Raw genomic sequence first — 11,806 nt, forward strand, 5'->3', positions numbered from 1 at the left:
GGGCGATACCTCTTCGACCCGGAGTCGTGCGTGACGCGAGCGGGTCTTGTCGGGCAGCTCGCGGCGGTGCTCGGCGCGCGACAGATCGACCGACGGGTCGCTTACCTCACGGGAGACACCCCGGCGATCCATCCGTTGTGCGCATCGTTGGAGGTACTGGAGGTGGTGGATTTCGGCGTGAGAAGACTGCGCGAGCTCTTGCGAGCGCGGCGTTGGCGGCCGGAGGTGATTCGGCGACGGGCGTTTCCTGTCGAGCCGGACGAGCTGCGACGGATGCTCGGGGCGATCGATGGTGAGCCTGTCACGCTGGTCTGCCTGACGGCCGGCGGGCGGCGGACCGTCGTGGTGGCGAGGGCGATAGGCCTGGAACAGGGAGAGCGGGGATAATGCGGGCTATGCCGACGCTGCTCGTTTCGCCCTTCATCGAACGTCATTACCGGTCCGCAATCGAGGAGATCTGGCCCGAACTGGAGTTGGTGGTTTTACCGGAGGATCCGACGGAACGGCTCCCTCCGGAACTGCTTGCCCGCTTGGACTTTGCGTACTTCTCGGGTGATGTCTACCCCGAGTACTCACGGTCGTTTTTTGCGGCGACGCAGGGTGCGGCGAACCTTCAGTGGCTGCATACCTTCAACGCCGGGGTCGACAACCCGGTATTCCGGCGGTTCCTCGAGCGCGGGGTGCGGCTCTCGACATCGTCCGGTTCGACGGCCCAGCCGATCGCCCAATCGGTGATCGGAGGGATGCTGATGCTGGCGCGGCCGTTTTTGCGTTGGGCGGAATCGCAGCGGCGCCGGGCGTGGGAACCGGTGCCCGCAGCCGAGGCGCCGCCCGATCTGGCCGGGCAGCGGATGACCGTGGTGGGGCTCGGCGCGATCGGCTCGGAGGTGGCTCGTTTGGCTCTGGCCCTCGGACTCGAGGTCACGGGGGTCCGGCGGAGCCCGCGCCGCGAGGACGACCCCGTCCAGCGGGTGGCCCCGCCGATGGAGCTGCTAGGGCTGGCGCGAGAGACGGATTGGTTGGTGCTGGCGTGCCCGTTGACGGAGGAGACGCGGGGACTCGTCAGCGGTGAAGTGATCGCGGCGCTCCCGCGGGGGGCGTTCGTGCTCAACGTGGCTCGAGGCGAGGTGATCGATGAGGGGGCGCTGATCCGCGCGCTGAGCTCGGGGCATTTGGGCGGGGCTTACCTCGATGTCTTCTGCACCGAGCCGTTGCCGCCGGATTCGCCGCTCTGGACGCTTCCGAACGTCATCGTCTCGCCTCACAATTCGGCAGTCGCGCGAGGAAACGAACGGCGGGCGACCGAGGGGTACTTTTTACCCAACCTCCGCCGAATGCGGATGGGTGAGCAGTTGGCGAACGAGGTTCGCGGGTGAGGGGGAATTGCTTAGAGGCGTAGACAATAATCCTGGAGGTCTGCCAAAATCGCAGGTGCCTAAGCAGTTACGCGATTGGGCGGACCCCCGGGATGAAGGTTGCCCCATGGCTTCGGTGACCCCGTTCGACGACTACTACGACCTGGTGGAGGCGGCTCGCGAGCTATCCATCCACCCTCAGAGCTTGCGGCGGCTGATCAAGCAGAACAAGATTCCGGCGACGATGTTCGCGGGGAAGTATCTGATCGCCCGCGACAAGCTGGAGATGTTCAAGAGCAACTACGATCCGCGCCCGGGCCGGAAGCCTATCCGCCGGCTGCTCTGACGGGGCTGTTTCCGGCTTGCGAACGAGCGCCCGGGCGAGCAGCGGACGCTCGTTCTGTGTGATGGGCGGAAGGAGAGGCTTAGCTAAAGATTTTTCCCTGGCCGGTGAGCACGACGAGCGTGACGAGGACAGCGGCTTCGATGAGGAGGATGCTGCCGCTGACGGCCGCCCAGATGGCTTGCGTGCGTCCTCGCGTTGCGAAGACGGGGATCGTGATGATGACGGCAGAGGCGAGAAAGATGAGCAGGTTGATGACACCGAGGCTCATGGCGCTCATGAGGAAGGGCAGGAAGGGGGCCATCACGTCTCCAGGGAACGCGGGGCGGAGTCGCCCCGCTGGGTCGTTCGAGTGCGGATCATAGCGCGGGGTGCGTAACGGGCTACCCGTTCGACGAAGAGCTGGAACCCGCTACGGGCGTGGGTGTCGGGCTCACGGGTGCGGGTGTGGGGGAAGCGCTCGGCGGGACCGTTGGCGATGGGGATGGGGCCGTGGACGCGGTCGGCGTTGGTGTGGGAATGCCGGACGACTCGGGGGTTGGGGACTCCTCCTCCGGGGCCGGAGCCTGGGATGGAGGCGGCGGCGTGTACGGGGGAAGCTCGGCGAGGTCGGCGGCTGTCGCGGTGAAGAGGAAGTCGCTCTGCTGGCCGAGGACTTCGATGAAGATGGGGCCGGGCTCGAAGGCGATCTCGTTGCCTTGTGGGTCGTAGAAGCGGGTGCGCGCCTTTCGGTCGGCTTTGCGCCAGGTCCCTTCGATCGCTCGGCCTCCGGTGAAGACGGTCACCGGGCCGGCTCCGATTTGGTCGAGGAGGACGTGCCCGGAACCGTCGACGACGAAGGAGTTCACGCGCATAGCGATGACAGTGGTGAAGAAGAGCTGCTCTCCGGTATTGCCATCGACTTGGGGGCCCCCGAACTGGTAGCGGCCATAGGCCTTTCGGGCCTCGTCCCAGCGCCACTGGATGAGCTGCCAGCCGTACATTCGCCCGCTGAAGTCGATTTGGATGCCGCCGGCCGGGCTACCGGCGACGGGATCGGTCGGCTTGCGGAATTTCCAAGGTTCGACCGTCGGGGGGCCCGTGTAGCCGAGGTCAGCGGCGACCGCACGGAGGCGGGCCGTGCTGGTGGCGAGGTTGTAGGGTGCGTAGCGGCTGGCGTCGCGATAGTAGGCGCTGCTCGACCCGGGTTTGAAGGCGTCGAGGTCGCGGATGCCCCATTCGAGGATTTGGCCGTAGGCGTTGGCTTCGTTGTCGGTCGTCGCAGCGCCGGCATGAGCGTAAAGTGCATCCAGCTCGTCGACCCAGATAACGAACGGCGTACGGGCGGAGCGAACTGCCATGACGGGGTCGGCCTCGTGGCGCCAGAAGACAGCCATGAATCGAGTGATGCCGCCTTCGACGAAGGCTTCGTAGACGAGGTCGGCGCTGCCCAAGCCATGGTGGGGAACGGAGTTCGGAGTGTTGTCGAACATGACGGCGAGGGGCAGGAGGTCCTTTCGGGCTGCCCACTCCTCGGCGGTCATCGGGGAGCCATCGAGGAGGGCCGCGTTGGGAACGGGAGTGGGGGAGGCAATTGGGCTGCTGGTTGCCGCCGGGCTCGGAGTGGCCGCGCGGGTAGGGGTCGCGTGCTCGGCATCGGAGGCCGAGGAGCCCCCGGTGGCGAGGGCCACGAGCACCGCAGCGGCCGCTGCGACGAGAACGACGGCCGCGACGACCACGAGGCCGGCACGGCTTCGGGCGAACCGGCGAACCCCCTGCATATCTGGATGCTACCAGCGGGCGAAATGCGTTCAACGGGGTTGCCGCGTTCACGTGCGAGCAGGCAGAGTGTAGAGCTGTGAAGCGTATTGGCATCCTCACGAGTGGCGGCGACGCGCCGGGCATGAATGCAGCCATCCGGGCGGCCGTTCGGACGGCTACGCGGCTAGGGATTCAGGCGGTGGGCTATCTCGATGGCTACGCTGGATTGGTCCGGGGGGCTTTTGTCGAGCTAGACGACCGAGCGGTCGGGAACATCATCCAACGTGGGGGAACGATCATCGGCACCTCGCGGTGCCCGGAGTTTCTCGACCCAGAGGTTCGCCGGCGAGCCGCCACCCAGATGGCGAAAGACGGCGTCGAGGGGCTCGTCGTGGTCGGCGGGGATGGCAGTTTCCGTGGTGCCCTGGCGCTGCAGGATGAGTGTGGCGTGGCCGTCGCCGGGCTTCCGGGAACGATCGACAACGACGTGTGGGGGACGGACGAGTCGATCGGGTTCGACACGGCGGTGAACACGGCGCTCCTGGCAATCGACCAGCTTCGGGATACGGGAGAATCGACGGGGATGATGTTCTTCGTGGAGGTGATGGGGCGGACGAGCGGGGCGATTGCGCTTCACACTGCAGTTGCCGGAGGTGCGGCTGGGGTCGTGGTTCCGGAGGCGCACGAGGAGATCGATTATGTCATTCAGCGCATCCGCGAGACGATGGCGCGGGGGAAGCGCAGTCACATCATCGTCGTGGCCGAGGGCGACGATGCGGGGGGCGCTTTTGGCGTGGCGCCGATCGTGGGAAAGGCGCTGAACCGACCGTACCGGGTCGTGGTGCTCGGACATACGCAGCGCGGCGGCAGGCCCACGATGCGCGACCGCCTCGTGGCATCGGAGGGCGGAGCGATGGCCGTCGAGGCGCTCGCAGCGGGAAGGAGTGGTGTGATGATCGGACGACAGGGTGGCCGCTCGGTAGAGGTGAACCTCCGGGAGGTGGTAGCGAACAAGCATCCGGCGGTCAACGCCGCGCTGTTGAAGCTGGCTCAACAGCTGGCCGGATGACGGATTCCGGAGGCGGACACGTAGGATAGGCAGAAGGCCGATTTGCTGGAGGATATTCGATGGGGACGCTCGAACCGGGCACGCCGGCGCCGCCATTCACGCTGCCCGACCAGGACGGGAAGCCCGTTTCGCTTGCCGATTTTGCGGGGCGGTGGGTGGTGCTCTATTTCTACCCGAAGGATGACACACCGGGCTGCACCAAGGAGGCATGCAGCTTCCGGGACAGTCATGGAGCCTTGCAGGCGAAGGGGGCGGTGGTCTTAGGGGTCAGCGGAGATAGCGCTGCTTCGCATCGGAAGTTCGCGGACAAGTACGGGCTACCCTTTAGGCTCCTGGCCGATACGGACCATGAAGTCGCCCGCGCGTACGGCGCCTGGGGCACGAAGAGGATGTACGGCAAGGAGTACGAGGGGCTCATTCGCTCGACGGTGGTGATCGACCCGGAGGGCAAGGTGGCGAAGGTGTGGCCCAAGGTGAAGCCCGAGGGTCACGGCGGGGAAGTGCTCGCTTGGCTCGAGGCGCATACAGAGTAAGCGACCCGGTCGCCCGTAGGCTGGCTACCGCGTAGGATCGCGGGCCAAATAAACCGAAGGCGGACGGACGCATGTCGCTCCTCTATGGCGAACGCCTCTCTTGCGGCCGGATCGGTCTGACGGGCGACGAGCCGCATGTACCTCAACACGCGCTTCCTGGCGACGAGCCGATCTGGCCGCGCGATCGTGTGGTCGACATCCTCCATGTGAAGGTAGAAGTTCGCCTCGATGTGGAGGAGAAGCGTATTCGAGGAACAGTGACGCACACCGTTGTTCCCCTGAACGATGAGACGCGGTTCGTGCCATTCGACGCGGTCGACATGACGATCTCGGCGGTTACGGTGGGAAAACGGGAGGTGCCATTCGAGTACGACGGGGAGCGGCTGAGCGTCGACATCGGCGCGGGTCGGAAGCGTGGCCAAGAGCTGACTATCGCTATTTCCTACGAGGCCGCTCCGCGCATCGGCATGTACTTCATCGGGCCGGACGAGGGATATCCGGACAAGCCACGCCAGGTGTGGACGCAGTGCCAGGACGAGGACACCCGCTACTGGCTGCCGTGCTTCGACCATCCGAGCGACAAGTTCACGTCGGAGGTCATCGTGACGGTGCCGGGAGAGTGGTTCGCGCTCTCGAATGGCCGGCTCCTGCAGGATCGGAGGAATCGGGATGGTACACGCACCTTTCACTGGCACCAGGATCGGCCGCACCCTGCATATCTGCTGACCATCGCAGCGGGGGAGTTCGCGCGCGTGGAGGGCGCAGCCGACGGGGTTCCGATCGACTACTACGTGGAACCGAAGGATGTCGAGGCGGTCGAGCGCACCTTCGGGCGGACGCCGGCGATGGTGGAGCTTTTCGCGCGGCTAACGGGTGTGCCGTATCCCTGGGCGAAGTACAGCCAGGTCGTGGTGCGGGATTTCGTGTTCGGCGGGATGGAGAACACGAGCGCGACGACGATGACCGAGAACATCTTGCTGGACGCGAAGGCGAAGCGGGATGCCGATAGCGATGACTTGGTTTCGCACGAGCTTGCCCACCAGTGGTTCGGGGACCTTCTAACGTGCCGGGATTGGTCGCACGGCTGGCTCAACGAGGGCTTCGCGACCTACTTCGAGATGCTGTGGGACGAGCATCACCACGGAATCGATCGATATCGGCAAGGAGTCATCGACAACACGCGCCTGTATCTGGAGGAGCGGTACCGGCGGCCAATCGTCACGAACGTATTCCACGACCCCATCGATATTTTCGACCGGCACCTTTACGAGAAGGGCTCGCTGGTGTTGCACATGCTGCGGGGCGAGCTGGGTGACGAGGCGTTTTTCCGATGCATTCAGCGGTATGTCCGCGATCACGCGGAGCAGAATGTCATCACGCAGGACCTCGTCGATACGATTGCGGCGGAGACCGGTCGGAGTCTGGAGTGGTTTTTCGACCAGTGGGTCTACCGGGCGGGCCACCCGAAGCTAAAGGTGAGTTGGAGCTGGGACGACGGCACCGGACTCGCGACCGTGAGCGTGCGGCAACTGCAGGACACGAAGGAGGGGACGCCGATCTTCCGGCTGCCGGTTACGGTCGATTTCCGCAAAGGGCGCGGGAAGCCGCAGGTGTTCCGCGTGGAGATCACGCGGGCGGACGAACGTTTCGTCTTTCCGTTGCCTTGGAAGCCGGACCTTTGCCGATTCGATCCGTACGGCTGGTTGCTGAAGGAGTTGGAGTGGGAGAAGTCGGCAGCCGAGCTTCGGCTCCAACTGCGCGACGACGACAGTATTTTCGGGAGGGCGTGGGCCGCGGCCGAACTCGGGAAGAAGGGCGGTGCCGAGGCCGTGGCGGCGCTCGAGGCCGCGGTAACCGGCGATCGCTGGTGGGGTGTCCAGGCGGCGGCAGCGAAGGCGTTGGGGGACATCCGCACGACGGCGGCGCGTGATGCGCTCCTGCGTTGCCTGAAGGTTCGCCAGCCCCGGGCGCGGCGCGCTGTGGTCGCCGCGCTGGGAGAATTCCGGGGCGACGAGGCGATCTTCGAGGCGCTCGTGCCGCTGGCTCGACGCGACAGCTCGTGGTTCGTGGAAGCGGAGGCCTGCCGCAGCGTTGGCAAGCTTCGATTGGCACGGTCGTTCGAGTTACTCGCTGCTCAGTTCGATCGACCATCGTTTCGGCAGGTCGTGCGGGTCGGGTGCATCGATGGGTTGGTGGAGCTCCGCGACGAGCGGGCGTTCGCCCTCTTCGAACGGGCGGCGCGTTACGGCGAACCGTTTCAGGCCCGCCCTGCTGCTGTCGGCGCGATGGCGCGGCTCGGGCAGTTCTTCCCCGAGCGGAAGAAGGCGCTCGGTGAAACCATCGCCTCTTACCTCGATGACCGCGACTTCCGCGTCCGGATTGCGGCGGCAAATGCGCTCAAGACGCTCGGCGACGCCTCGCAGGTGCCAGCGCTCGAGCGGATGGCCGCGCGAGAACTGGACGGCCGGGGTATACGGATGGCCCGCGAGAACGTATTAGCGCTGCGCAAGGGCACGGTGATGGATGACGAGGTTCGCAAGCTGCGCGAGGAGTTCGAGCAGCTTCGGGACGAGAACGCGAAGTTGCGGGACCGGTTGGAGCGGCTCGAAGCCCGGCGGTGAGTCGCTACCGACCGTCCGGGGGCACGAGGCGAAAGACGACCGCTCCGAGCTGGATGCGCTCACCTCCCGCTAGTCGAAGGCCGCGCTCCGGTACGGCGCGTCCTTCGACGAAGGTTCCGTTCGTGCTGCCGAGATCGCGCACGAGCCAGCCATCGGGCAGGCGCTCGATGCGAGCGTGGCGTGCGGAGACCGACGAGTCACCGATGACAATGCCAGAAGCGCCATCGCGGCCGATCTCCATGGCAGCGGCGAGTCGATAGGCGGTGCCGCGGGGGACCCCCGACTCGCCGGGCGCTTCGAGGACGAGTCGCCATTGGGCGGCGGGGGCAGCTCTCGCAGTTCGCCGGGGGGCCGGTCGATAGTCGGCGCGAAGCGAGCGGACGACTGCCGCACAGGTGCCGAAGATGACGAGGAACATGGCGAGCCTGAGGAGGAGTAGCTCGACGGAGTCGTTCATTCGGCGCCCTCGAGTTCGATGGTTACCTGGCCGAGGGTAATCCGGTCGCCGATTTCGAGGACCGCCGCGGCAATTCGCGTGCCATCGAGGAACGTTCCGTTGCGGCTGCCGAGGTCGCGAATTTCGAGGGCGCCATCGCTGCGGAGCCGAATTTCGGCGTGGCGGCGGGAAACGGATAGATCGGCGAGGACGAGGTCGGCTTCGGGACCGCGACCGATGATGAATGGCGTGTGGGTGAGCGCGACCGAGGGCCCCCCATCGAGACGAAGTCGGAGGCCTCGGACCCGGCGGAGTCTGATGGTCTCTCGTGTGGTGGTCGTGCTGGCGGGGGCGGCCGGGTCGTGAAAGTCGACGGTGACGGCCGGGTCGCCCTCCGGGGTCGCGCTGGCGGGCTGGAAGGTGAGCTCCCAGGGGCCGAAGGGGCGGACGCCAGCCGCCCGGCAGGCAGCCTCGAGCGAGGCGGTGACGGCATCCCGTAGCTCTTCGGCGATGGCGGCGAGCCGCCCGGAATCGGCGGGGCTGAGCCGGACGACGATACGGTTGGGGGCTTCGCCCCCGCGGGCGCCGGCAAGGACGGCATCGACCACTTGCTGCACGAGGGTGGCGGGATGAAGGGCGCGAGGCAGCCCCAGTCGGAGCGCGCGAGCGGCGAGCCGTTCGAGCGAAGAAGGTTCGCTCACGGCGACACCGCCGCACGAATGATCCTCCCCGCGATGGGCGCGGCGACGGTGCCACCCTGGCCGCCGGATTCGACGATGACGGCTACCGCCACGCGAGGTGATTCGACGGGGGCAAAGGCGATGAACCACGCGTGCGAGGTACCGTCCCCGGCCTCGGCTGTGCCCGTCTTTCCCGCCACGGTGACGCCGGGAATCGTGACCCCCGTAGCCTGACCGGCGGCGACGACCGACTGCATCATCGCCGCGACGGTCTCGGCGGTGCTGGCATCGACGACGCGGCGCCGGGAAGGGCTCGAGAGCGTCTGCACTGCGTGGCCATCGCGAAGGGCGTCGAGCGCGATGCGCGGCGCCGGAATCTCGCCCCGATTGGCGACCATTGCAGCAACGAGCGCCATCTGGAGGGGGGTGGCAAGGAGCTGGCCCTGGCCGAATGCCGTCGAGGCGAGCAGGACGGTCGTGCGCGGCGCGCCGGGGGAGGTGAGCTGGGAGGGGGCGGTTTGGAGGGGGAAATCGATGGACCGGCCGAATCCGAGCCGCGTGGCGATGTCGTCGAGCCGTCGCCAGCCGAGTTGGACGCCGATCTGCGCGAAGACGGCATTCACCGAGTAGGTGAACGCGTGGCTGAATGGGTATTTCCCAACCCCTTGGGGCGTGTTGCGACAGGAGATCGGGAATCCGTCGATGATGATTTCGCCGGGACAATCGACGGGGGTATCGGCCGCGACGATGCCGGCTTCGAGGGCCCCGAGCGCCGTTACCGTTTTGAAGGTGGAGCCTGGGGGGTAGAGGCCTTGGGTGGCTCGGTTGAGGAGTGGTGCACTGGGGTCGGCGAGCAGCTCTTCGCCGACGGTCCCGAGGGCGCCAGGGTCGAAGGTCGGAACGCTCACCATGGCGAGGATTTCGCCGGTGCCCGGATCGAGCGCCACAACCGCGCCTTTGCGGCTGCCGAGTGCCTCGCGAGCGGCGGCCTGGACGGCGGGGTCGATGGTGAGGCGGACGTCGTCGCCGCGGACGGGCTCACGGAGGAATTCGTGCCGAAGGGCGCCGGACCAGCCGCTGGCGGATCGACCGGAGAGCACGGCTTCGTAGGCGAGTTCCACTCCTTGGGATCCGTAGCGCGGGTCGAGGTATCCGACGACGTGGGCGAGGGACGCCTCGTGGAGGTAGCGGCGGCCATCGGGCAGGGTCTCGACGATGACGTTGCCGTCGCGGTCGAGGATGCGTCCCCGGTTGGTGTCGTAGAAGCGAGCGAGGATGCGCGGGTTACGGTCTTGGTTCGCAAGGCCGGTATCGAGCACTTGCCACCATGCGAGGGCAGCGAGCACGACGAAAAAGAAGGCGAAGGCGAGCGCGGAGATGACGTGGAGGCGGCGCTCGAAATCCGCCGGGGTCAGCACGCAAGCGATTGTACCCCGGGGGCCGCCCGAGGCGCGTTCGGCACCTCGGGCGGCCGGAGGGGCGCTGCTCAGCCGCGCGGCAGGCCGAGACCGCGGGTGGCGATGATGTTGCGCTGGATTTCGTTCGTTCCGGAGTAGATGGTCGAGGGGACGGATATGAGATAGGACTCGGGTAGTTCGCCGTGAAGCGGTGCGCGCGGCTCCTCCGGACGGAGCTGGCCGCCGAGACCCAGCATGTTCACTCCGAAGTTGTAAATGCGCTGGCCGAGCTCGGACTGGAAGATTTTGACGACGGAAGCCTCGTAGTTCGGCACCTGCCCCTTGGACTGGATGTAGCCGATACGGTAGCCGAGGTAGCGACCAACGTTGTTGGCGATGACGAGGTCGGCAAGCCGTGTGCGATACCGTTCGCGCCGGTGGGCGGGCCCTTCACGGAGGGTGCGGGCGAGCTTTTCGAGGGTGCGCTTTTGGGATGCTGTGGTGCCGATGCCGGAGCGTTCGAAATCGAGAAGGGTCATGGCGACGTACCAGCCGCGGTTTTCCTCTCCGACGAGGTTGGCCGCGGGGACGCGCACATCTTCGAAGAAGACTTCGTTGAAGTGGTGGCGGTTGGCCATGTTGATGAGCGGGCGGATGGTGAGCCCGGGGGTGTTCTTGATGTCGTCGATGAGGAGGAAGCTGATGCCGCGGTGTTTGGGGGCCTCCGGGTCGGTGCGGACAAGGCAGAACATCTGGTTGGCGCGGTGCCCTCCGGAGGTCCAGATCTTCTGGCCGTTGACGATGTAGTCGTCGCCGTCGCGGACGGCGCGGGTTTGGAGGGAGGCGAGGTCGGAGCCTGCGCCCGGCTCGGAATATCCCTGGCACCAGATGTGCTCACCGCTCGTGATTTTGGGGAGGTATTTTCGCTTCTGTTCTTCGGTGCCGTGGATGATGAGGGTAGGGCCGATCATGCCGACGCCGAAGCCACGGGTGCCGGTGTCGGGAGCGCCCCAGTAGCCGAACTCTTCGTTGAAGACCATTTGCTCGAATACGGAGGCGCCGAGGCCGCCGTATTCCTTGGGCCAAGCGGGGGCGATCCAGCCGCGCTCGGCGAGCTTACGGTTGAATTCGCGAGCGAACTCGAACTCTTCGTCGGATCGGGAGCCGAGCTGCTCGCCGCCTTCTTCGAGGCGGCTGCCGAGGGTCTCCTGGAGGAACTTCCGGACCTCCGCGCGGAGGGCCTCCTCTTTTTCGCCGAAGCGCAGATCCATGGGACGAACGAACCTCCGGTATGGGCCGAGCGGTGCGGCCGGGATGACGTGCCTGGCGATTCTGCCAGAACGCGGGGCGCCTGTCTTGGCGCGGGTCAGGAGCTGGCCCGACGGAGGGAGCGAAGAGCGCGAGCGATGCTGGCTCGGGATGTCAGGGTGGCCATTGCGAGCTGGTCGCGGGTGAACGGGCGGGCGGCTTGCAACGCCTCGAGCTCGCCGTGGCTGAGCAGGGCGGAGAAGGCGCGGAGACGAGCGTCGGCTCCGCGGTGGGCAAGCATGGCGAGCCAGGCTTCGGTTTCGGAGAGGCGGCGGACGAGGGCGGCCTGGAGCGAATCGGTGGGGTCGAGCGGCTCGAACTCGA

General features: G+C 66.6%; 12 protein-coding genes and 1 pseudogene. 6 read left to right on the plus strand and 7 right to left on the minus strand.

Going from position 1 to position 11,806, the window contains the following annotated elements:
- The 3 genes and pseudogenes from VAE53_RS05745 to VAE53_RS05755 form a co-directional block, all read left to right on the plus strand.
- A pseudogene (locus VAE53_RS05745) lies at positions 1-387 on the plus strand (SAM-dependent methyltransferase); the annotation flags it as partial.
- Positions 388-395: 8 nt separating this feature from the next.
- Positions 396-1,376 carry a D-2-hydroxyacid dehydrogenase gene (locus VAE53_RS05750; RefSeq protein WP_322818414.1) on the plus strand — a complete coding sequence of 327 codons (981 nt, stop codon included), beginning with the start codon at positions 396-398 and terminating at the stop codon, positions 1,374-1,376.
- 106 nt (positions 1,377-1,482) lie between these two features.
- Entirely contained in the window at positions 1,483-1,701 is a 219-nt protein-coding gene (locus VAE53_RS05755) for a helix-turn-helix domain-containing protein (protein ID WP_322818415.1), read from the plus strand.
- 79 nt (positions 1,702-1,780) lie between these two features.
- Here the strand turns inward: VAE53_RS05755 and VAE53_RS05760 are convergent, their stop codons facing one another.
- Positions 1,781-2,002, minus strand: coding sequence for a hypothetical protein (locus VAE53_RS05760; RefSeq protein ID WP_322818416.1), 222 nt, complete (start codon positions 2,000-2,002; stop codon positions 1,781-1,783).
- Between the two features lie 79 nt (positions 2,003-2,081).
- Positions 2,082-3,458, minus strand: coding sequence for a DUF3048 domain-containing protein (locus VAE53_RS05765; protein ID WP_322818417.1), 1,377 nt, complete (start codon positions 3,456-3,458; stop codon positions 2,082-2,084).
- 77 nt (positions 3,459-3,535) lie between these two features.
- On the opposite strand from VAE53_RS05765, the gene VAE53_RS05770 reads away from it, so the two are divergent.
- The 3 genes from VAE53_RS05770 to VAE53_RS05780 all read left to right on the plus strand — a co-directional run bounded on the left by VAE53_RS05770 (position 3,536) and on the right by VAE53_RS05780 (position 7,661).
- Entirely contained in the window at positions 3,536-4,507 is a 972-nt protein-coding gene (locus VAE53_RS05770; RefSeq protein WP_322818418.1) for an ATP-dependent 6-phosphofructokinase, read from the plus strand.
- A 59-nt stretch (positions 4,508-4,566) separates the two neighbouring features.
- Positions 4,567-5,040 (plus strand): thioredoxin-dependent thiol peroxidase, encoded by a 474-nt coding sequence (bcp, locus tag VAE53_RS05775; RefSeq protein ID WP_322818419.1) that lies wholly within the window; start codon positions 4,567-4,569, stop codon positions 5,038-5,040.
- 71 nt (positions 5,041-5,111) lie between these two features.
- The gene (locus VAE53_RS05780) at positions 5,112-7,661 is read left to right on the plus strand and encodes a M1 family aminopeptidase (protein WP_322818420.1); all 2,550 of its coding nucleotides are present in this window, start codon (positions 5,112-5,114) and stop codon (positions 7,659-7,661) included.
- Positions 7,662-7,665: 4 nt separating this feature from the next.
- On the opposite strand, the gene VAE53_RS05785 is transcribed toward VAE53_RS05780, so the two are convergent.
- The 5 genes from VAE53_RS05785 to VAE53_RS05805 all read right to left on the minus strand — a co-directional run.
- Entirely contained in the window at positions 7,666-8,118 is a 453-nt protein-coding gene (locus VAE53_RS05785; protein WP_322818421.1) for an FHA domain-containing protein, read from the minus strand.
- The gene (locus VAE53_RS05790; protein WP_322818422.1) at positions 8,115-8,798 is read right to left on the minus strand and encodes an FhaA domain-containing protein; all 684 of its coding nucleotides are present in this window, start codon (positions 8,796-8,798) and stop codon (positions 8,115-8,117) included. The genes VAE53_RS05785 and VAE53_RS05790 overlap by 4 nt, the downstream gene beginning before the upstream one ends.
- Positions 8,795-10,195: a penicillin-binding transpeptidase domain-containing protein gene (locus VAE53_RS05795; protein WP_322818423.1), complete on the minus strand. Its 1,401-nt coding sequence runs from the start codon at positions 10,193-10,195 to the stop codon at positions 8,795-8,797. The genes VAE53_RS05790 and VAE53_RS05795 overlap by 4 nt, the downstream gene beginning before the upstream one ends.
- A 68-nt stretch (positions 10,196-10,263) precedes the next feature.
- A complete protein-coding gene (locus tag VAE53_RS05800; protein WP_322818424.1) occupies positions 10,264-11,445 on the minus strand; it encodes an acyl-CoA dehydrogenase family protein in 1,182 nt (393 codons plus the stop codon).
- 95 nt (positions 11,446-11,540) lie between these two features.
- Positions 11,541-11,806, minus strand: a 266-nt coding sequence (locus VAE53_RS05805) for a hypothetical protein (RefSeq protein ID WP_322818425.1), incomplete at its 5' end; no start/stop codon positions are given.

The sequence above is a fragment of the Tepidiforma sp. genome (assembly GCF_034432735.1).
Classification (GTDB): Bacteria; Chloroflexota; Dehalococcoidia; order Tepidiformales; family Tepidiformaceae; genus Tepidiforma.

Bases quoted from the DNA above. Each gene is read 5' to 3' on its own strand.
- VAE53_RS05750 (WP_322818414.1), top strand. From the start codon at position 396: ATGCCGACGCTGCTCGTTTCGCCCTTCATCGAACGTCATTACCGGTCC.
- VAE53_RS05755 (WP_322818415.1), top strand. From the start codon at position 1,483: ATGGCTTCGGTGACCCCGTTCGACGACTACTACGACCTGGTGGAGGCG.
- VAE53_RS05760 (WP_322818416.1), bottom strand. From the start codon at position 2,002: ATGGCCCCCTTCCTGCCCTTCCTCATGAGCGCCATGAGCCTCGGTGTC.
- VAE53_RS05765 (WP_322818417.1), bottom strand. From the start codon at position 3,458: ATGCAGGGGGTTCGCCGGTTCGCCCGAAGCCGTGCCGGCCTCGTGGTC.
- bcp (WP_322818419.1), top strand. From the start codon at position 4,567: ATGGGGACGCTCGAACCGGGCACGCCGGCGCCGCCATTCACGCTGCCC.
- VAE53_RS05780 (WP_322818420.1), top strand. From the start codon at position 5,112: ATGTCGCTCCTCTATGGCGAACGCCTCTCTTGCGGCCGGATCGGTCTG.
- VAE53_RS05785 (WP_322818421.1), bottom strand. From the start codon at position 8,118: ATGAACGACTCCGTCGAGCTACTCCTCCTCAGGCTCGCCATGTTCCTC.
- VAE53_RS05800 (WP_322818424.1), bottom strand. From the start codon at position 11,445: ATGGATCTGCGCTTCGGCGAAAAAGAGGAGGCCCTCCGCGCGGAGGTC.